14 protein-coding genes are annotated in these 21869 nt (G+C 50.2%); 3 read left to right on the forward strand and 11 right to left on the reverse strand.

The annotated features are described in order from the left end of the window. Nucleotides 1–241 precede the first annotated feature (241 nt). From AC0YOB_RS21335 to AC0YOB_RS21380, 10 genes are all read right to left on the reverse strand, one after another. A complete protein-coding gene (locus AC0YOB_RS21335; RefSeq protein ID WP_475794481.1) occupies nt 242–1135 on the reverse strand; it encodes a carbohydrate ABC transporter permease in 894 nt (297 codons plus the stop codon). A gap of 37 nt (nt 1136–1172) precedes the next feature. Continuing rightward, a complete protein-coding gene (locus AC0YOB_RS21340) occupies nt 1173–2153 on the reverse strand; it encodes an ABC transporter permease (protein ID WP_475794482.1) in 981 nt (326 codons plus the stop codon). Between the two features lie 120 nt (nt 2154–2273). Continuing rightward, the gene (locus tag AC0YOB_RS21345; protein WP_475794483.1) at nt 2274–3917 is read right to left on the reverse strand and encodes a type 2 periplasmic-binding domain-containing protein; all 1644 of its coding nucleotides are present in this window, start codon (nt 3915–3917) and stop codon (nt 2274–2276) included. Next, nucleotides 3914–4153 carry a hypothetical protein gene (locus tag AC0YOB_RS21350; RefSeq protein WP_475794484.1) on the reverse strand — a complete coding sequence of 80 codons (240 nt, stop codon included), beginning with the start codon at nt 4151–4153 and terminating at the stop codon, nt 3914–3916. Before AC0YOB_RS21350 ends, AC0YOB_RS21345 begins: the two co-directional genes overlap by 4 nt. A gap of 315 nt (nt 4154–4468) precedes the next feature. Then, complete coding sequence (locus AC0YOB_RS21355; protein WP_475794485.1) at nt 4469–6667, reverse strand: helix-turn-helix domain-containing protein; 2199 nt, start codon at nt 6665–6667, stop codon at nt 4469–4471. 1193 nt (nt 6668–7860) lie between these two features. Further along, nucleotides 7861–10275: a beta-N-acetylhexosaminidase family protein gene (locus tag AC0YOB_RS21360; protein ID WP_475794486.1), complete on the reverse strand. Its 2415-nt coding sequence runs from the start codon at nt 10273–10275 to the stop codon at nt 7861–7863. Between the two features lie 230 nt (nt 10276–10505). Beyond that, on the reverse strand, nt 10506–11777 hold the full coding sequence (locus AC0YOB_RS21365) for an alpha-L-fucosidase (RefSeq protein ID WP_475794487.1): 1272 nt from the start codon (nt 11775–11777) through the stop codon (nt 10506–10508). Between the two features lie 18 nt (nt 11778–11795). After that, a complete protein-coding gene (locus AC0YOB_RS21370) occupies nt 11796–13478 on the reverse strand; it encodes an ABC transporter substrate-binding protein (RefSeq protein WP_475794488.1) in 1683 nt (560 codons plus the stop codon). Between the two features lie 42 nt (nt 13479–13520). Continuing rightward, nucleotides 13521–14420, reverse strand: coding sequence for a carbohydrate ABC transporter permease (locus tag AC0YOB_RS21375; RefSeq protein WP_475794489.1), 900 nt, complete (start codon nt 14418–14420; stop codon nt 13521–13523). 28 nt (nt 14421–14448) lie between these two features. Continuing rightward, nucleotides 14449–15411 (reverse strand): ABC transporter permease, encoded by a 963-nt coding sequence (locus AC0YOB_RS21380; protein ID WP_475794490.1) that lies wholly within the window; start codon nt 15409–15411, stop codon nt 14449–14451. Nucleotides 15412–15686: 275 nt separating this feature from the next. On the opposite strand from AC0YOB_RS21380, the gene AC0YOB_RS21385 reads away from it, so the two are divergent. After that, complete coding sequence (locus AC0YOB_RS21385) at nt 15687–18029, forward strand: helix-turn-helix domain-containing protein (RefSeq protein WP_475794491.1); 2343 nt, start codon at nt 15687–15689, stop codon at nt 18027–18029. Nucleotides 18030–18328: 299 nt separating this feature from the next. Here AC0YOB_RS21385 and AC0YOB_RS21390 read toward each other — a convergent pair whose 3' ends face one another. Further along, complete coding sequence (locus AC0YOB_RS21390) at nt 18329–20083, reverse strand: beta-L-arabinofuranosidase domain-containing protein (protein WP_475794492.1); 1755 nt, start codon at nt 20081–20083, stop codon at nt 18329–18331. 173 nt (nt 20084–20256) lie between these two features. Here AC0YOB_RS21390 and AC0YOB_RS21395 point away from each other — a divergent pair, with 173 nt between their 5' ends. Together AC0YOB_RS21395 and AC0YOB_RS21400 are read left to right on the forward strand one after the other, a co-directional pair. Then, a complete protein-coding gene (locus AC0YOB_RS21395; RefSeq protein WP_475794493.1) occupies nt 20257–20553 on the forward strand; it encodes an AraC family ligand binding domain-containing protein in 297 nt (98 codons plus the stop codon). Between the two features lie 3 nt (nt 20554–20556). Then, a complete protein-coding gene (locus AC0YOB_RS21400) occupies nt 20557–21132 on the forward strand; it encodes an AraC family transcriptional regulator (RefSeq protein ID WP_475794494.1) in 576 nt (191 codons plus the stop codon). The last annotated feature ends 737 nt before the right edge of the window (nt 21133–21869 follow it).

The raw sequence follows: 21869 nt of genomic DNA on the forward strand, positions 1-21869 counted from the left end.
GTCTGATTGATGCGCTTCTTCGCTCCCTCGGCTCGCGGGCGTACCTCTTGTAATCCATAAACAAGCGGTTGGAGTTGAGGTTCAACCTGCGGCAGTATTCCAGCTGTTTGTCAGGAGGCATTGCATCCGGATTCTTTTCGAAGCCTATATGGCTGTTATCGTTTAAAGGTCTGATTATAACCCTCCTTTACGATCGACTGTCCGGCGGTCTCCGCCCTGAGGCTGTCCGATTCCGACTCAATCAGGCCTTAATCGCCCCGATCAGCATTCCCTTGACGAAATGCCTTTGCAAAAAAGGAAAAACACACATGATCGGGAGCATCGTAATAATAACGGCCGCCATTTTCATACCTTCTGAAAATTGCTCGGTTTGCACGTTCGACACATTCATCTGCGCGCTAATCTGGGAATCGATTACAATGGATCTCAAAGCAAGCTGCAAGACGACAAGATCGCCGTTTCTGATAAATATCATCGCATTAAACCACTCATTCCAGCGGTCCACCGAATAAAACAACGTTATCGTGGCGATGATCGGCATGGATAACGGCAATATAATCTTGATCAGGATGCGCCACTCGCCCGCCCCGTCCAGCTTCGCCGACTCTATCAGCGAAATCGGCAGTGTCGTGAAATTGTTCATCATAATGATTAAATAGAACGAATTGATGCCATAGCACAGCACGACCGACCAGAGCGTGTTGATCAACGACAGCTGCTTCATCAGCAAATACATCGGAATGATGCCACCGGAAAACAACAGGGTAATGACAACAAAATAAATGAAAAATCGCTTTAGCGGAAAGTTGGGGCGGCTCAGCCCGTAAGCCATGCTGGTTGTCAAAAACATATTGATCGGCAAGCCTAATGCGAGCAGCAGCAAGGTGGTGCGATAGCCTAACCAGATACGCCCGTCATGGAACAATGCCTTGTAATTTTCCAGCGTAAAGAGCTTCGGGACCAGCAGCACCGTTGATTTCAGATATTCCTGTTGCGTTACAAAGGAGATGGCAACCACATTAATGAATGGTAAAATGATTGCGATCGCAAAGAACGTAAGCACGACCAGCAGGACAACATCCAGAGACTCTATTTTTTTACGGCTCCTTCTTCTCGATACCGTTCTCTCGGTCATATTCCCATTCCTTTCTTGCAGCGGATTCGCTTCAGGGTTATCTCCGGGCCGTTCTCCTCACAGATGGAAACAATCCTTCCGAGCCCAGCCATTTGCATACGCGGTCGGCGAACAGCAGCAGCGCAAAATTGATAACGGATCGAAATAGGCTCACTGTACTTGAGAATGAGAAATCGGCGGCAGACTGAAAGGTAATTCGATATATATAGATGTCCAGAATTTCGCCTGCTTTGGCAGTGGTTGCATTGCTGATATTGAAAATCTGATCAAAACCCGTATTCATCAGATTGCCGACTGTCAGAATCAGCATAACGACTATAGTGCTTTGTATGCCCGGAAGCGTGATATACCACATCGTCTGCAGACGGGTCGCTCCGTCGAGCTGGGCGGATTCATACTGCTCCGTATCGATTCCCGCGATCGCCGCCAGATAGATGATCATCGTCCATCCAGCCGACTTCCAGTTGTCCGTTATATACAATAACGGTTGGAACGCCTTGGCCGATCCGAGAAAATTGACGGCCTCCCCGCCCAGCATTCTGATAATGCCATTCACCAAGCCCTGTATATCCAGCGTATTGATAACAATGCTGGAGACGATGATCCACGACAAGAAATGGGGAAAGGTATACACCGTTTGAATGGCCTTTTTATAACGATTTACGCGCAATTCGTTCAACAATAGCGCCAATATGATCGGAAGAGGAAACTGAAAGAGAATGCGTCCCGCATTGATCCATAGCGTCTTCCAGATTGATTCCATAAAGGCCGGATCTCTGAAAACATAGGTGAAATTTTCAAATCCGATCCACGGACTGCCAAAAATTCCGAGGCTTGCTTTATACGTCTTGAACGCCAACGTTAAGCCGTACATCGGAATGTAAGCGAAAATGACAAACCACAAGAATCCCGGAAAAATCAGGAAGTAAATTTCCCTCGACTTCCATATACGGCCGATTAAGGAGGAATATTTGCTTTCCACCGAGGAATATTTCTTTTCCGCTGCCGTGTTTTCCATAGTTAACTCCTTCTGCCGCTTAAACCTGGCACATTCTGTGTGACGACATTCAAGCAGCCGGGTAAGCCGCAGACGATTGGCCGCGGCTGCCTGAAACGGATGAAGCCGAAGGCCTGCGTATTATTTCCCCAGCTTCGAGTTCAGTTCGTCCAGAATCGGCTGAATCAACGGCATTTTCGATTTCACCCAATTTTTCCAGTTAGTTTCGATATCGCCTGGTTGAGTCACAAGATTGGCGTACTCTGTCGAATAATCCAATTGGGCTCTTCTCATGGTCGGCGAATCGAAGGTGTACAAGTCCCAGTCCACCTTCGGGAAAGTCTCGGGAGTTCCCATTTTCACCCTGTCGGCATACAGCCGCTTGGACTGCTCCCTTAATTGCTGATCGGTATTGGGGTTGTCGAAGGCAAAATCGTCAAACAAAATCATACTACCCAAAAGATAGCCCCAGGACTGATACTTCCCGTTCGTTCCGCCTAGCGGCTTGCCTTCCTTGACTTGGTCATAGAGCGATTTGACGTTGCCTTCGTCGTCATACGTCCAGTCCACATCCTTCAGCCCCATATTGCTGATGATGTTGCCTTCTTCGGTGGCGTTGTAATCGAGAATTGCCATATAGCGCTCAAATTTGTCCTCAGATATGTTTGGATTGAAGACAATGGTGCCCCAGAAATTAATAAGATCCTGCTGATGATAGTTCCCGTCTTCGCCCAATACGGTAGCCATTGCAATGGTCTGATAAGGATCGACTCCCGTATTGGTCCGGAAATCGTTATAGAAGATTTGCAGATTCGATGTAGGCGCCTGGTTATACGTCTCGCCCGAAATCCCCTGGACGTTAAAATACGTTGCGTGCTCCTCGTTCTTCACCGTATAGAAGTCCTTGCTGAGCACGCCCGAACGATACGCCTCCGAGAACAGCTCCAGCCCCTTCAGCGTATCCCCGGAAGCTCCGCCCCATTGATACTTGCCGTCCTTGTCCTTGTAGAAGGTGTTATAGTACGTGCTGTTTCGGCCTACGAACAGATCGACCGCCTGGCTGGTGTTCTCCGCGAGCGGTATGAGCTTGGCGCCTACCTTGCCCGGGTCCCGCTCCTTGATCAGCTTGCCGTACTGAATGATCTCGGAGGTCGTATACGCGGGCTTGACGGGGAAGCCTACAGCTTCGGCCCAATCCTTGCGCAGATAAAGGGACGGATGATTCGGCAGCGGATCGCCGGGCAAATTGTTCATGAAGCGCGCTCTCGGAAGGAAATACGTTCCATTAAACGTTTTTTCCATTTGCGGCCCCAGCGATGTTTTGTCGAAGACGGCTGCCACATGAGGCCACCGCGTCTTCCAGTCGTCGGGAAGCCGCTTGATCAGTCCCTGATCGACATAGGAAGCCGCGTCGGGATGAATGTAATTGTATACGGCAACATCCGGCATATCGCCCGAGTTGATCCATATCCGGAGTCTTTCGTTCCAATTGTCCCAGTTCAGCGCCGCTACATCCATCTCGTAGTTGAACTTATCCGAATAATATTTGGCAAGCCCGTCGTCCTTGTTGTAGTCGAATCCCTCTATGGCTTGTACGGACGCATAGGTGAATTTGATACGCTTGGAAAAATCGCTTTGCGATTTGTTTTGACCGTCGTCCGTTTGGGCATCCGTGCTTGGGCTGTTTGCCGTCTGATTCCCCGAGCTGTCGCTGCAAGCTGCAATGCCAAGCAGCATGAACACGGTGGTCATGACAAGACAAACCGGTTTCAGCAGTTTCTTCATGCTTTGAGCACCCCGTTTTTATTAAATTTTCCTTTATTCTCTCGCCAAGAGACGGAAATTCTTGAGTCAAAGCTGAGTCGTGCTTGCTTTTCATGCAAATCGGTAAAATGGACTTGCAGTGCGCGAATCCGCTTATACTCAGGGGTTTCTGAAATCATTGCTGTCCATGCCAATATCCGCCTCATATTCGCACCTGTAAGTCCAAGCTGCAAAATTCCTGCCATGTTGCCATTCAATGGAAAACGCTTTCAATTATTTGGCCCAACCCGTTAATGAAACGCCTGTCATTCTTATCTCCTTTCTGTTACGAACTTTTTTTGCCATGAATGTTGGCCCTCTGATTCGCTCTTTACTGTCACGCTGGATATGCGAATCGGGAACGATTTAAATGTAAGGGTTCTCAACTGCCCGTGCAACAAACACCTTTCCATCCCGCAAACCGATTTCGAATCGAGAAAAAACCGGCCAAGAGAAGGGATTATACAGCAGTGGTAAAACTTTTTTCTACAAGCATACACCATTCGCTTGCGCCAGCCCCTCATGCAATCACACTATTCTTGCTTCCGCAAGCGGTACACGCCCGGGGTCGTTCCGGTAATTTTCTTGAACGTCCGCCGGAACGAGATTGAATTCGTGTAGCCTGACAGCTCCGCAATTTCCTGTATGGAATAAGTCGTATCCGTCAGAAGCTTGCGGGCATGCTCCATGCGCAGGTTAATGACGAAATCCCCAAAATTGATGCCGAATTCATCCTTGAACAGCTTGCTGATGTATTTCGGATTCAGTTCGAATTGGCCGCCGAGAAGCTCCAGAGATAAAGACAGATCGGCAAAGTGCCGGATGACAAAGCTTCGGATTTGTTCCAATCGAACCCGATGAAGACGGGATTCCCGCACATTTTCCATATGCGAATAGACTGCCCCCGTTTTAGCGCCGATCATCTCCTCGGCTTCATCGACTGTCTCGGGCTCCTCGAGCTGCCAGGTGCCAAGAATGGAGGACTCCGCATCCGGGTCGCACATGGCATTCAATTCCTGCCCGATCTGGGTGAAGAGCTCCCTGACGATCTGCTTTAACGAATCCTGATCCATTCGGTCTTTGCGCATAGCCACGAACAGGTCATGCAGCTTATCCTGAACGTCTTGTTTGGACACTCGAAGCGCCGCGGCGACCGAACGGGCGAGCGTGTAGTAGCGGCCGATCGGCACCGGCGCCGCTCCGGCAACCTCCTCAGCCTCGATCACACGGTTTAAGCCAAACGCTGCCTTATACTGCAATGCACGGACCGCCGCGGCAAAGCTCAGCCCCAATTCGTCCGCATTCCGCACTTCGCTGCCAACCCCTAACGTAATTGTATAGCGGAGATTGGCGTGAACCCACTCCACGACCTTCGCGTAAAGGGACAGGGCGTCCGCACCTGAATCCGCCAGAGGTGCGGTTATGCAGGCTAGATGCCGGTTGTTCGTCCATTCCGCCCAGTTTGCAAGGCAATGCTCTTGCAGCATTTCCTGAACCATAGATTTCAGCACATATTTCAGCAGGTCTTGATCCCGCCGGGAATATTTGAGAAATTGATTGTAATGGTCGATTTCCATGACTATGACCGCAAACCGGTTGTCGGCCGGTATGGCGCCTAACCGATTATGAATGGACTGCCAGCTGTCAGCGGGCCGCTTGCTTTCATCGATCAAATCGCGGAAATACCGAAGTCCGACCAGTTCCCGACTCTCCAACGACCGGTCGATTAACGTATGGATCACATTCTCGATATATTTCATTTCGTTCGGAAAGCTCCCCGCAATTCGAACCGCTTCTTTTCGGGTGAACTCATTAATCATGGAAGTAATCGCCCGAACGGGCCTGTAATTGCGATACGTGGCATAGACGACCCCGGCAATGCCAAACAGCGAAGCGAGTACCATGACCACCATCCACAGCTTCGGAACCGTATTGTAGATGAAAGGGGCTTTCCGATCGAGCCAATGGATGCTGTAATTCCAGTCCGTATACGAAGAGACCGATTCTACCAGCGCCGTGTTCGTCCCATTCCCTGTTGTGCCGATAATCCGTTGACCGTTCTTGTCAGTAATCCATACATACGGATAATTGGAGCCTGTCAATTCCTCAACGAAGCTTCCAAGCGAGGCCAGCGATATATTGATGATCATCACGCCCGAGTCCGAAGACGATGGAAAGCCTCTGCGGACCAGAGAGACAACCTGCTGGATAGATCCGTTCCAGGCCTTCACGCTTCGCACAGAGGACCAGCCGGTCGCAAAGGGATCCTTTTTTTGCTCCTCTATGAAAGACTTGTCAGGATAGAATTCCACCGAGGTAATGCTTTCATTCCCCACTACGGTGTTATCAGAGAATCTTACGGCGTACAAGGAATCAATCATCGGAAACGCATTCTTGATCTCCTGAAGCCTCGTCATAACCTCATAATTAATTAGCGGATCGCTGGCCGCATCTTGCTTAAAAAATCCCATGATCGGGCTGTCGACGTTCATTTCACTGCTTATTTGCAGGAAAATGGCTTTCAGATGATTATCAAGCGATTGCTGGATGCTTTTGTTGATATATTCGCTTACTGTCTGCAATTCCTTCTGATTTCGCTCCGAAAAAGACAGCAGAAAAGAAGTGAACACCAGTGCCAACACGATAAGGAAAAGTGGCAGATAAGAGAAAAGCAATCGGAAAAACCAGTTATTTAACCGAACTGCTTCTCGCCACCTAAAATTATTTTCCAAACGTATATCCTCCTTTTTCTGCTTGCATCTTACTGCTCTTTAAATTCCCCATGTCTTCTGGATAGACCCTCCACAAAACAGTCCTCATGTGTTATGTGGACCGGACCCCATTTCAAATTCGGTGCTTAAAAGTGAATAAAGATGATATGCAATTCGGAAAGCAAGCTAAACTTTGAAGTATTGGAGGCCATGGAAGGATTTGAAGAATTATCGAACATAATTGAAATGCATTGGATCAAGTTGGACATGCGATTGAGGGCGTAAAGGGCATTTAGTCAGTGTAAAAGCAAATGATATTATTACAGAAGGATCCTCTGTTCCGGTGAGTTATAATAGACGTCGATCGCACGCAGGCAGATTTTGTAGGCGATTTCAACGAGGTTCATCATGGACAATCAAACACGAAGCCCTTGCATTCTACTCCTATCGCGAATGGCAAAATATTTTATATGGCAGCATTTTTTCAAATGGAGAATATGGCTGAGAAGGGGAAGATGAATTGCCAAACTAACAGACTACGGCGCTAATTGTAGGTCTGTTTGTACGCGGTTCAAACCCTCTATCTTTCTACCACGAAATCCATGGATACTTCCGTCAATTACGGTCTAGATCCCTTTCTTCCGTTAGGTCGATCATCGGATACCCGCGATGTTGAAGTGAACGCGGCCCCTGCCCCTCCTGTAAGGACAAGGGGGTCTGTCGGTTGTCTTCGGCGCAACCAGCGGCTTCGCTTATCTGAGAATTCCCAAACGGGCGCTGCTGATCGGCTGGGTCAGTGATCGCCTGTTCCGCGGCGGCGACCGGCCTACCACCTCGCATCTTCGCCATCATCGGATTCGGCGTCATTTTGAAATACGTATCGGGCATGCTCTGGCTGGCTCACAAAGCACAAATATCTATATCCGACGCCCTCATCGGCGGAGGTTATCCGCGGCGATATTGATTCGCTCGCTTCACCCCCAGCTACCGGCTCTGCGCCCCGTAAACAGCGCGCTTCCATCCCCCATTCGCCGGAGCATACCGAGTGAGACCCAACGAGGTAGCCGCGCCATGGTTGAGCGTCTGCGCTAAGGCGTTGCCGGCCATACGTGTAAACAAGAGGCCGGGAATCGTCCCGGCCTCTTGTTTGTGCCCCAAATCCGGGCGGCGAGCGTCGCATACGTCCTGGCCCGCCGGCCGAAGATGATATGCGCCTAGGTGTTCCTGGCTATGGCGATATCCTCGTCCACCCGCGCCTGGAATGCCGCAATGTCCACAACGTTCCATCCCTGGCGCGTCAACTGCTGCGGCACGTATAGGCTCGCGGTTTGCGCGGCGTAATCTTGCCAATGTCCGGAAGCCGACTGCAGATATGAGACCGCCTGCGCTTGACAGGACGTATCGCCCGTCTGCCGGAACAGGCACAGCTGCAGCGCGCCGGAAATTTTGGCTGCGTAATATCGGCCGAGGTATGCCATCGCCCGCAGATCGCCGAGCGTCAGGCGAAGCTGCTTGTCATCCCCATGGTCGATTTCGCCGGCGAGCTGCAGCGCGCGCTCCGCATATTCGCGCAAATTCTGTGCTACCCTCTCCGGCGTGATGCCGTCGACGGCGCGCTTGCCGCTCAAATGAGCGCAATAATCGGGAATACTCATCAGTCCACTCCCAGGCATCGGCGCGTCGTTCATGAAGTGCTCCACCGTATGGAACCCCTTGGCGATTTTCGGATTGCTGCAGCACGCCTCGGGATACCATTGAAAATCCAGATGGTTATTTTCCCAATGGAACGTTGTGACAAGCGGCAAAATGCGTGAGGCCGCCGACCAAGCTTCAAGCAGCGCATGGCTCGGCGCTTGCGGGAAACGGAACGCAAGCTGCCGCTCGAAATAGGAGTCGGGAAGCGTCGGCTCGTAAGCCAGCCGGCCCCACAGCAAGAAGCTGTACCAGCGCTTGCGAATGATTGACTGTCGCGGCGTATCCGGCTCAGTGCTGACAAATTCACGCCCCCAGACGACCCCGTCCGGTCCCATGTAGAAGCCAGCCAGCTTCTCTGCTGGCGGCATATTCAGAATATATTGCCGGGCAAATTCCGGATCGCCCCAGCGGAAATAATAGTAGTCGTCGTCCCGCACAGTAAGCCACGTCTTGCGGCCCTCCGGCAGTTCGGTCAGGAAGCCGCCTTCCAGCTCCTTGTAGCCGCTCGTCTGATAAATAAACGGTGGATGAACGGACGAATACATGTGCGCAAGCGAATATTTGTAGCTATAATCGAACGTATCCGGGTAAGCTGAGAACGCCTGATCAATGGTGGACAGAGCCGACTGATGCGCCCGGTGAATGAACCGCACCTTCCGTTCCGGATTCTTCCGCTTAATATCCATTACGCCCTCTCCGTACGTACGCCAAAGCCAGTCCTCGTTGGCAAGCGGATCGCCGTGCTTCATGTTTTCGCCAGCGGTTACGCCGATTCCGGCAAGCAGAGGATATGCCTCCAACAAGGCGCGGACGCTGGCCCGGAAGTAGTCTGCTGTCGTTTCGTTGTCCTGATCGCAGGAGATGCCGTAGCTGTTGCCCTCTGTGCCGTATGTGAACATATTCCAAGTGATGATTAAGACCTCGATGTTACGGTTCTTTGCATGCTGCATAACCTCGCGCCAGAAGTTGATCTTCTCCTCGATGCTCATAAAGCGGACGGTCTCAAGCGAAGCGAGTGTCTTCTCGGTCGACATGTCGGTTCCCATCAGGCTCGCCTGGATCGGAGACGTCGTCCGCTTCACATCGCTGAGGGCGATTTCGGGATATTCGGGCACGCGGACCATCGACGGGAAGGGGTGAAGATTCCACAGCGACAGCGTGTTGTACCGGTACAGCGCCATATCGTCGAGGAACTCCCGCCAGAAGTCCATACTCCACATCTCGGGAATATTGTGCTGCGCGGAGTCGCCGTTGTCGGAATAGCTCGGCGTGCGCGCGTCAAGCGGGATGTTGAATTTGATTCCGCGTCCGGCGATATGCGGCTTGCCCGTCTTGTTCAAAAGATTGACGACGCTCGTTCCGGCATTGATCGAATCCGCTACGTCAAGCCCTCCGTACATTGCTCCGGCCGGATCGGCGCCGGTCACACGGCACAGCGTAATGCCATCTCTCCACTCCATCCGGATCGTGTAGCCTTCCGCCGCGAGAGCAGCGTTCCCCTCCTGCGCAACGGTAAGCGCAATGCGAATTGGGGCGTCAGTCTCGGCCAGTGAGGGGGGCGAGATGCCGGCAACGGCCGCGCCACGGTTTTCCAACGCCTCCCGCAGCTTTGCAGCCGCAAAGGAAACGGCCGGGATCGTTTCATCCCATGCTATAACAACCCGTTCCATCTTCTTCATTCCTTTCCTGTCCGCTGCATGCGGACGTTCTATGTTCAGTTCGGCGTTCAGTGCGAGTTCCGGGCGGCTATCGCACAAATCGAAAAATTCAAAGTTGCCGAAATGGTTGTTTTCGACCACTCTGCCCCAATGCGTATTGATCATCTCGGGCCTGTTCTCGCGCTGGCCGATGCCGTCCATCCAGCGGTATTCGTCGGCGAAGCAGACACCCGGCCAGCGCAGAATCGGAGTACTCAGCCATTTAAGCGCTTCCAAAATATCGTTCCGAATGCCGCCCCTAATCGAATGGACGAATCCTCCCTTTCCAGAACCCCTGCTAAATACTACGGTCCCAGATTCTCCGCAAAATGTCCGTAAATGTTACGGTCGATTGTGTGCTTGCCGGCCTGGGCGTCAATTTTGACCACGTTTTTCATCGTCTGCTTCCTCGTCAGGATTACCCCTTCAAGGTGGCGCCTGAAGGGCTCGCTGCAGAAGTCCTGTCGTCAATCGCTTAACGATTCGTCAAAGTCAAGCCTGATGACAAGTACTTCGTCCGTCAATTCATTGACAGGCAGATTTCGGATTCTCAGATAAGGTTTCTCTCTCCAGTGAGAGGGAATAAGATCGACACGGGCTTCCAGCTCCTGTCCGTTGTTCAGCAGCACTGCCTTGTTTGGAAGAATATCCCATGGTTTCAGCACGATCGCCGTGGTTTGGATATCCCGGTAGAGATGAACGTAGAGCGTGTTTCCTCTTTTCGTCGCCAGCGCATGGTCTCTTTCAATCCTGTCTCCACCGGACGTGACTACGATATCCTTGTGAATCAGCGCGGAGGCGGGGAGCGCCTGTTCGAACGATTCTTTGACTGTATTATACCACTTTCCAATTTTTTGAAAAGCCTGAACGCTCTCTTCCGGAAACGAGCCGTCTGCCTTGGGACCGACATTCAGCAAATAATTGCCGCCCATCGCCAAAATTTTGTCGATGCTCTGCATCAGAAATTTGTGGCTGTAATAATCCTCGTCGCTTTTGTAGGACCAGCTCTCCCTCCCGAGCGACTGGTTGGCCTCTGCCGGCGACCGAAATTCGTTTCCTTCGGGAAGAATCCGTTCCGGTGTGCTGTAATCGCCCTCGCCCGGCCCGCGGTTGTTGATCAGAATGCCCGGCTGCAGCTTGCGGATCAGCTCATTCAGACTGGGATCGTAGTGCTCCGCCACGTTAATGTCCCAGAAAAATTGATAGATTTTGCCGTAGCGAGTGCACAGCTCTTCGATCTGCTTGCGCACAAACTCGTAATATCGGTCGATATCGGGCTCTTCGGCAGCCCGGGGAGCGAACATCTCGTGATGCCTGCCCATATTCGGATAATTGGGATGATGCCAATCCGGACATGAGTAGTAGAGACTGAGCGGGAAGTTTCTCCGCTCGCACGCTTCGGCCAGCATCGCGAGTATATCTTTTCCGAAGGGGCTGTTCATTACATTGTAATCGGTATACCGGGTATCCCACAGGCAGAATCCGTCATGATGCTTGGTTGTAAAGCAAATATATTGCATGCCGGCGGCTTCCGCCATATCGATCCAGGCGTCCGGATCGAAGCGGTCCGGATTGAACTGATCGACCAGCCGCTCGTATTCGCTGCGCTTCATCATCCCTTTTCCGCGCCATAAAATCTGCTCGTGCCAGGCAGGGATGGCATATAAGCCCCAATGAACGAACATGCCGAACCTTCTGTCGAAAAAGACGTCCCTCTCATCATAAAAGCGTCGAACCATGGCTTGTTGTTCCTCCGTTTAGGTATTTTTCTTCTTTGCATCGTAGGCTTGCTGATAAATTTCCAGATAACGCGACAGGTTCATTCCGTCCAGTGTCTTCAGGTATGAATCCCAATCCTGATCGAGATTAGCGTCGCCGGTAATAAACCGCACCTTCATCTCATTGACATAGTCGTTGATCGTTGTGGACAGGTCGCTGATTTCGGCCGCTTCCTGTTCTCCGAAGTACAGCGGCGGCACAATCTGATCCATGCTCACCTGATAAGGTTCCATCTTATTCTTCGTCTCGTTGTAGAGAATGGCTTCCAGGTTGGTATTGGGGTCAGATACCGACTCGCCCATCTTCGTCTCGGCATTGTCGAACAACGCGCGGGCAAACCAGCCGAAGCTTTGCGGGGATCCATAATCTTCCAGTCTCGTCCAGGTAGCCGGACGGCCGTCAAGCCCCTTGTCTCCCGGCTTTGCCTTCTCCCATTGTTTTCCTTCTATGCCGTAGCTGTTCCGGAAGGAAGCCTCGAAATCGTAGAAGCCGTCCAGCCATCTGAATGCGATTTCAGAATTTTTGCTGGAATTGGTGATGACTGCCGCGCCGTATTCATTCCCGCCGTACGGGTCGTATGCCGCTACCTGCAGGCCATCTGGTCCTTTGAGAGGAGGGATCGCCTTATAATCGAGCCACCTGCCGCTCTCGCCGTTGTACTGCGTAAACGTTCCCATGTTGTGGGCGGCGGATACCCCGACAATCACCGCATCTGGATTCTCGCCCAATTGCTGCAGCTGCGTCTGATCCTGCGTGAATGTCTCCGGCGCGATCAGACCCTCCTTGTAAAGCTTATTCAGGTATTGCAGCCCTTCCTTCCATTGCGGTTTATTGAAGGCCGTATCAATTTTTCCGTCTTTGACAAAGAACTGCTTGTTGTTTTGGAAATAGTTGTTGTAAATAAAGGCATTCATCAAAAAGGCGTCGGGATAGCTGGTGAACGTGTCGATGGCGCCGGTCAGTGGAATTTCATCGTGCTTTCCGTTGCCGTTCGGGTCTTTCTCCTTGAACGCCTTCAGCACCTGATAAAACTCCTCGGTCGTCGTCGGCATCTTCAGCCCGAGTTTGTCCAGCCACGGCGTATAGATCCACATGCGCTGCGACATGGAGCAATGGTAGCAGTTTTCAATATTCGGAAGCGCGTAAATATTGCCGTCAGGCGCCGTAATCCGATCCTTGAAAATGACGGGATACTTCTCGAATTCCTTCTTCGTATTGACGCCGTACTTCTCGATCAAATCGTTCATCGGGATAAAGATGCCTTGCTGGCCGTACGTAAGAACCTGCGTATCCGGCATATTGAAGCCCATGATGATGTCAGGCAAATCGCCGCTTGCCAGCATCAGACTCAGCTTGTCGCCGGAATTCTTCTCGGGAGCGATGTCAAATTCAATGTGCACGTTGGTCTTTTCCTCATACCACTTCGTAAATTCGTTGTTCACGAAGTCCTGCACCAGTCCATGACCCCTGATCAGCACATGCAAGGTGGTTTTCTCCTTGATGATCGGAAACGTTCCCACTTCCGTCATGTTTCCTTCCTGATTTACAGCGGACAATTCGGACTTCTTGTTACCAGAGGAGTCCGAGCCGGAGCAGGCGGACAGACCTAATGTCAGAACGAGCAGGACCGACATTGCGATATAGAAAGCTTTTCCTTTCAATGCCAATCTTCCTTTCCCGAATAGAGTATAAGTACGCAACACTCAGCCTTTCAGCGAACCAATCATGATTCCTTTGACAAAGTGCTTTTGAACAAACGGATAAATAACCAGCACCGGGAGAGACGCTACGACTATCAGTGAATATTTCAGCAGCTCGTGCAGGCCTTGCCGGGCCAACTGGTCGCCGGCATGCGCCAGCATGCTGTTGTCCACCTCATTCTGAACGAGAATATTGTTCAGCACAATCTGAAGCGGAAACAGGGAAGGCGAGTTTAAATAAATCAGGGCGTTAAAAAACGAATTCCACTGCCCGACCGCATAGAAGAGACAGTTGACCGCCAGGATCGGTGCTGACAGCGGCAGCACCATGCTGGTCAGGAAACGGAAATCCGAGCAGCCGTCGATCTGAGCTGCCTCCAGCAGCTCGCTTGGAATCGAGGTCTGGAAAAAAGTACGGGTAATAATCATATTCCATACCGACAGCGCGCCTGGCAAGAGCATCGCCCATCTGGTATCGAGCAAGCCGAGATCCTTGATCATCAAATAGGTCGGAATCAGCCCGCCAGAGAACATCATGGTAAAAACGAACAGGAACATAATGAAGTTTTGTCCCAGCAAGTTTTTACGAGACATCGGATATGCGGCCAATACCGTCATTGCGACGCTGATCACCGTACCTACTACCGTATAGACGGTCGAATTGGCAAACCCGACCCAGACGGATTTCTGGCTGAAGACGGCCTTGTAGCCTTCAAGCCCCGGATCGACCGGCCACAGCCATACTTTGCCCCCGATGACCGCATCCACCGAGCTGAAGCTGGAACTTAAAATAAATATCAAAGGATACAATACGACTGCCAGCAGCAAGATCAGCAGTGCATGATTGACAATCGCAAACATGCGGTCGATTCCCGTATCCTTGATGGCATGTTGTTGTTTCATGAACGGCTCCTTTCGTCGACCGCAGCATTTACCACAGGCTGCTGTTCGTAAATTTTCGAACGATTCGGTTAACGGCAACAAGCAGGAACAGGCTGACCACATTGCGGAACAGTCCGATCGCAGCGGAGTACGAGTAGTTCATTGAGGTTGAAATGAGCCCCACCTTGTACACATACGTGTCGAGAATCTCGGACGTTCGCAGATTAATTGGATTTTGCAGCAGCAGCACCTTCTCGAAGCCAAGGTCCAGCATGCTCCCTACATTTAATATCAGCAGAATGAGCGCGATGGGCATAATGCCCGGCAGATCAATGTACCACATCCTGTGCAGCTTGTGCGCGCCGTCAATGGCAGCGGATTCATGAAGCGAAGGATCAATGTTTGTAAGCGCCGCCAAATATATGATGCAAGAGAAACCGAGCTGCTGCCAGACGCCTGACCAAACGTACAGGGATTGAAAATACTCCGCTTTGCCCATAATATTGACGGGCTGCATGCCAAGAAGGCCGAACAGATTGGCAAAAATGCCCGTCCGGGGATTCAGAAACTGCAGCAGAATACCGACGACCACGACGACGGAGATGAAATGCGGGGCATATGTCACCATCTGCACCGATTTCTTGAAAAATCCGTCCCTCACTTGGTTCAGACTGAGCGCCAGCAGAATCGGGAAAGGAAACCCTGCAGCGAGCTGATAGACGCTGAGGCTGAACGTATTCCTAATGATTCGCCAAAAATCATACGAGCCGAAGAAGCGGTAAAAATGCTTCAGGCCGGCCCAATCGCTGCCCCAAATGCCCTTTGACGGCAAAAAATCCTTGAAGGCAATCGAAGCTCCGTACATCGGGACATACTTAAACAGCAACAGATAAAGAAGCGGCAACGATAAAAGCGCATACAACTGCCAATCTCTGCGGACCCGTCTGAACACCGGCCATTGCTCGGCCGTCTTGTGCCTCACCTTCTTCCGATCTTCAATGAATGTCTTCATCCAGCAAGTAACCTCCCCATAAAATTTCGCAACCTTCGCGATTACGTCTATTACGATAGCAGCAGAGCTCCTCAAGCGATAGCGGCTTTTCCCCAAAAACGGGGTAACATCTTAGAAATCCGGAGAAGCATTTGTAAAACCAGCGTGCAATTCATTAGAAATGGCAATTGCACCTATCTGCGGGCGGGCCGTTGTACTATAATAAATTAGACTGATCGCCCAAATGGCTGGCTGTTTTTTGTAACCGCTTTAAAATCCTTTCTGCAGGTGATCCCATGTCCCGTTTCTCCGAAATGCGTTACTACAAAAATATACTCATCCGTTATTTAATCCCGTATTTGATTTTTTTGCTGTTCCCGCTCATCATCGGCACCGTTGTGTACGAGAAGACGCTAGATATCGTGGAAGCCGGCATTATGAAGTCGAACCTGACAACGCTGGAGCAGATCAAGAGTGGGATCGACCAGAAATTTTCCGAGGTCGACATGATTGTATACCAGACAATGAACAATCCGAAAATTAAATCATTTCAGTATGAAACGCAGCCCTTTCAGAACGTATACCGCATGATCAATACTCAGCAAAGCATCGTCGACTACCGCATCGCCAACAGCATCATCCTCGACTACGCGATCTTGTTCCGCAACAGCGACGTTGCCCTGACCCCCTATTCCATCTACAAGGCGAAGGAATTTTACGGTCAGCACCTGCAGTTCGACGATGAGAGCTTCGATTATTGGCACCAGCAGGCAATGAACATCTGGCATCAGGAGGAGACGCTGCCTGCACGGAATGTCGTCATAGACGGCAAGCCCTATACGGCGATCACATACATGCAGTCTCTGGGAACACCGAAATTCTCCTACGGAGCGGTCATGATTATGATCGACAATACCGAAATCCAGCGCATCCTAAGCGCCATCAACACAGCCAACGGCGAAGCGGTATATATTCTCGACCAGAACAAAAAGGTAGTTTCCCAGTTGTCTCATTCCGCCGGCAGACGGCCGGAATATATTCCCGCCGGCAATACCGCGGGGATCATTGAGCCGTCGGCAGCGACCGGCGATCAATACATTACCTACATTACGTCCAACGTCAATAGCTGGACCTTTGTCGTTGCCCAACCCGCCAAGGTGGTGCTGCAAAACGTCTACTATATTAAAAAAATGACGTTGATCATTTTATTTATTACCCTGCTGTTCGGACTGGCCTTCGCGTGTTTGTTGGCCTACAAGAACACCCAAGCCGTTCGGGATCTGCTGAAGCTCATTCCCAACCGGCTGCACAAGGATCTTAACGAATTTCGTGATGCCTTCGGCACGATCGCAACCACGCTGTCCGGGCTGCTATTGAGCAACGAAGAGCTGCGGGTCAGGCTGGATGAGCAATTTCCGTACGTATATAGCGACTTTTTCCATAAATTATTAAAAGGCAGCTTTAGCTCGACAAACGAGCTGCATTCCTTGCTGGCCTACAGCGGATTGCAGATTCAGGGTCCCTTTTTTGCCGTCGCTCTTCTGCAGTTTCGCGGGTATCCAGACGAAATGAATGTCGAGCTTCTGCACGATCTGGAAAGAAAGCGGATACATGTGCGACAAGCCGTCCTGAAGGGGGTGTCCGAAAAGGTGCATCTCTACGATCTGGACGAAGACCTGATCGCGTTACTGATTGAACTGCCGGGATTTGATTGGGAAGAAAGCAGGCAACTGTTGAGCCGTACGATCCAGCAGCTCAACGAGTTGATCCGGGAAAAGCTGAAGCTGCCAGCCGTCATTGCTGTCGGACGACCTTGCGGCAGTCTGGCTCATGTGCCTCAATCGTTCGAGGATGCGAGAAGTGTCATGAGCCTCGCCCTGTGGCAGGAGCACAAGCCCGGTGTGTTATGGTACAACGAACGGCCAGTCCATTTTGACCGGTACTTTTACCCCGACGATATGGAAGTCCGCTTGATGAACAGCGCCCGCATCGGGGACAAGGCGAGCATCAACGAGATTTTACAAAGCCTGTTTGTTGAAAACTTCAGAACACGGAAGCTGTCTCTTCCGATGCTGAATCTGTTCCTGAGCGAATTATGGGGGAGCGTCGTCAAGCTGGACGAGCAGGGAGCTGCGAAATCATACTGGGCCGATCAGATTAGATCCGTCGACGCGACGGACACGGCGGACACGATGGCGCGGATGTACGATAATATCCGTACTGCCTATTATTCGATCTGCGATTCGGTGCTGGAACGAAAAAAAAGCCACAATCATCGATTGAGGGGAGAAGTGATCGAGCTGATCCGGACTTCGTTCATGAATCCCGAATTCAGCCTGACGTACGCAGCCGATCAGACAGGCATGTCCGAAGCCTACATGTCCCAATTTTTCAAGGAACAAACGGGTGTCACATTTTCCGAACATGTGGAGGTTTTGCGTATGGAGAAAGCTCGGGAACTGCTCGTGGAATCCGATTTGCCGATCCAAAGGCTGGCGGAGGAGGTCGGATACCATTCAGCCAATACGTTTCGCAGAGCGTTCCGAAGAATTCACGGCATTACGCCGACCGAATATAAGTCGACCAGGATGCAAGACTGCCCGGGCACGACCTTGCCCGGAGGTGGCGGAAATCCGTAAGATAAATGTCCGGGGCCCTGTTCCTTAAGCCGTTGATGAGCGGAATCGCTTCTTCGTAAAGGAAAGGATATCCCGCTCCATGAATTCTACATCGTGCAGGAACAGGATATCGACATAGTCGGTGTTCAACCGCTGGACGTAACGCTCTTGTCGTCGAAGACGAAGGGCATGGTTCGCTAGAATTGACGCTTTGCGACGGCCACTTCACATGATACTTTCGGATATCCATATAATCCCCACTATCATCCTTCTGCATAAGCCGAGCTTCCGTCCTTTGCGTAGGAAAAGCCGCCGCTATCCTAATTTCCCGTCAGGTCCAAATAGACCGTATATTCTTCTTCCTCCACTCGATACAACGGGATAAATTTAGCTTGATTGCCCTGATCGTCATCGACGGCAAATTCCAATCGATTCGACGGAAGCTTGACGAATTTTTCATGGAGATTGCTTTCGTCAAAGCCCTTCAAAGAACGATTTCGTCCAACCTGAGCGAGTAAAACGCTACCGTACCTAACTGCCGACAGACCTTCGGAGCCTTGCAGCGGTACCAAATGCAAGTGAGCATCGATTTCAATCTCGATTTTATCCTGATCCTTAAAAACACGTTGAACCACGATATAGCCGTCTTCCTTCTTCAGATCGATAGAGACGGAATTGATCTTGACAGCTTTAACGGCTTTTTCTTTCAACATCAGTTTAAACTCTGCAGGTTCAGCGGCCTCGATCACGAGCGATGAGGTAAGCAGGTCGGGGAAGCCTGTCGATTGAATGATCTTGACATTCTTTTCTTTCCAAATCACAGTCGAGGATATAAAGGCGTTGAGCAGGATTGTGTCATCATGTTTAAACCAGATATTCTTTTGAAGCTCGCTCATCGCTTCGACTCCGGATGCGGTGCAGCACCAGAAGGAATCGTACGGGCTGCTGAATTTCTTGACCGCGCAGCTTCCCATCGGCTGGTGGTACTGGGAAAGACCCGTTTTATCACTCGCGCTGTTTAAGATGGCGTTAAACTTCAGGGATTCCATATGATCCAGATATTCAACCGCACCCGACCATTCGAACAATCGCTCCAGAATCCTTTCCGTATTATGTGCGCAGCAGCTTTCGCTTTCCCCTCCGGTTAACGAATCATTCAGCTTTCCATATCCTCCCCAATGTTCCGACTTTTCAGAAACTCCGCCTTTTATAAATGCAGTGGCCTTTGAACTGCTGTTGCCGTTGGCAAAGGTCCTTCCTTGCAAGTATCGATAAAAATTTAAGGCGGCCGTCTTGTACTTCTCCTCCCCGCTTATGTTATACCGGTGCATGGCGGCAATGATCATGGGCAGGTGCGTGTTGGAATGCAGATTTTCAAGTACATCCCTGCCGGCTCCAAGATGCCCAATCCAATAATCCCTGTCGAAAATGTTCGCCAGCTCGAGGAGCTTGACATCGCCCGTCAGGTCGTACAAAGTGCAGAGGACATCCCCAATGCCTCCGAACTCGTTCACCGGGTTCACCTTCGTGCAGCGAAGGATTCCGTCGATTTTCCAGAAGGATAGCTTCTCGAAGCGGTTAAGAATGCAATGAGCCAAGTTTACGGCAAGTAAATGGGATTTCGGGTTGCCCAGATAGTGATGACAGTCGACCAATCCCTGCATGATTTTGTGCAAAGTATAGTAAGGCGCCCATACGTTTCGGTTTTCTTCGAATTCCAGAATATCCAGCTTCTCTTCTTCGAACGCGCTTAGATATCCGTTCGGCTGTACGCATTTTTCCATCATATCGACGATCTCGTTTGCTTTGTTGCTCAACCCTTCATCCTTATCGGCAAATGCGAATTTGGCGCACGCCGACAGAAAATGCCCGGCAAAATGTCCTCTCAAGCCGCAATCGACGTCTTCCCAACCGCCCAGTGGCTCCGCGTTCGACGGAATTCCCGCATTGATTTTAAACGTGTGCATGAGCCGATCGATGTCAAAATCAATGATATACTTTTTAATGAGATTTCTTCGGTGAGAAAAAGTATAGTCGGTCAACATTACTTCATCGAGTTTAAAATTGCCAAACATGCCGGACACCTCAATTCCAACGAATATATCTTTATTTTATAACGTCAAATCCGAGCTTTGAATTCATTCTCTTTGGATAATCTATATTATTTTTGGGTTTTCTAATGAATGGACACTTAGGAATTGCGAATTTATAATTAGAATGAACGACTTGCATGAAAAGGGGAATTTCGGTGAGCAGCAGCGTATTGCTACAATTCGATCAAATGCTAAGAATACTTGATTTGGGTGTTCATACCGCAAAAAACCAATATACTCACCCTAATCGGACGCTGGACTGGAATGTTTTCCTCTATGTTTCCGACGGCCAGATGCAGGTTTGGGAAGAAGATAAGGAATATGTAATTAAGAAAGGACAGTTCCTCTTTTTGAAGAGCGGTCTGCATCATTGGGGAGAGCCGAAAACGTCTGCCGGGACCTCATGGTACTGGATACATTTTTACGGCCATTCGGATACGGAGACATTCTAAGAATTGAACGTCTATTTGACTCCTGCTCCATCGCTGTCCATTTCGCAAGAGGACTATCGTAAATTTATTGCGCTTCCCAAACAAGGAGAGATTTCACAACGTAAAAAAATGGAGCAAAGATTAGAGCCCATCGTTCGAATATTCCAATCTGCCGATCCTTTTCGGGCAATCACCCTCAGTTTGCAAACGATGAAGCTTTTTTCGGATATTTTCAGAGAGTCTATGCAAAAATCCCCTTTAACCAAGTCCGACCGTACCGTGCAACGGATTATGGAATACCTGGAACAAAAGAAAGGCTACGCCCTTAATTCACAGGAGCTTTCTAATTCCCTGGATATGAATTACAGCTACTTGAGCGAAGTATTCAAAAAGAAAAATGGGAGCACAATCCATTTTTTTAACTCCCAGATTTTTATGGATAAAGCGGTTAGAATGATGAGAAATTCCAACCGGAATATATCTGAAATCAGCGAGCTACTCGGCTTTAAAAATCCCTTTTATTTCAGCAGGGTGTTCCGAAAGGTAATGGGCTGTTCGCCGTCAGAATACATGAGCAGGGTTTACAGAGATAACGAATAATAAAATTAAACCGGCTAGGACCGACAAATTTGTTTACAACCGATGACCGTGCCACTAAATACCGTTGCCCATCGGGGCAGAATGAGAAAAAACGATTCCGACAGGAACAGGGGAGTCTATTCACGGAATGGGAACCGACGATATAAGTATCGGCTGGTATGACAACATGCGCCTCGATACATGCCAGAGACGAACGCGGAGTCATTCGATATATGAAGCAATTCGCAAAGCCGTACAATCCGATTACGAAATTTGTGTACCTATACGAAAAGCCAACAGAAAATGTCATCAGTTCCCCCAACTCCGGATGTAGGAACCACGACGTTCACGTCGGCTGCCGCTTGCCGAAGACGAATCGTTCGACGTAGTGATGAGCAATTACCGCGCGGGAGGCGGAGGCAATTTCACGATGTTCCAGCATAAGCCCGTTGTGAAAGATATTGCGCATTGTTATGTGTTGGCTAAATCCAACCAATCTTGCGCCAACGCTTCCACCTCTTCAATTATTCGTACAATAACTTCATCCGGCCGTAAAGCCAAACTCGTGGACAATTTTTTGGCGTCTACGACATTTGGCGACAGAATAGATATATAAGGTCGTTCGAGTTCTTTTGTCGTATCATTCATCAATCGATAAATGATTCAATACATGTGATCCGGGCTGATATACAGGTCAAGCCTTTTTCCCTTACATGTCAGCTGTGCATTTCGCATGGCAAGGGAATGCAGTGATAAGA

The organism is Paenibacillus sp. JT31N17, assembly GCF_056269255.1.

Bases quoted from the DNA above. Each gene is read 5' to 3' on its own strand.
- AC0YOB_RS21365 (WP_475794487.1), bottom strand. From the start codon at position 11,777: ATGGTTCGACGCTTTTATGATGAGAGGGACGTCTTTTTCGACAGAAGG.
- AC0YOB_RS21345 (WP_475794483.1), bottom strand. From the start codon at position 3,917: ATGAAGAAACTGCTGAAACCGGTTTGTCTTGTCATGACCACCGTGTTC.
- AC0YOB_RS21385 (WP_475794491.1), top strand. From the start codon at position 15,687: ATGTCCCGTTTCTCCGAAATGCGTTACTACAAAAATATACTCATCCGT.
- AC0YOB_RS21335 (WP_475794481.1), bottom strand. From the start codon at position 1,135: ATGACCGAGAGAACGGTATCGAGAAGAAGGAGCCGTAAAAAAATAGAG.
- AC0YOB_RS21390 (WP_475794492.1), bottom strand. From the start codon at position 20,083: ATGTTTGGCAATTTTAAACTCGATGAAGTAATGTTGACCGACTATACT.
- AC0YOB_RS21375 (WP_475794489.1), bottom strand. From the start codon at position 14,420: ATGAAACAACAACATGCCATCAAGGATACGGGAATCGACCGCATGTTT.
- AC0YOB_RS21380 (WP_475794490.1), bottom strand. From the start codon at position 15,411: ATGAAGACATTCATTGAAGATCGGAAGAAGGTGAGGCACAAGACGGCC.
- AC0YOB_RS21340 (WP_475794482.1), bottom strand. From the start codon at position 2,153: ATGGAAAACACGGCAGCGGAAAAGAAATATTCCTCGGTGGAAAGCAAA.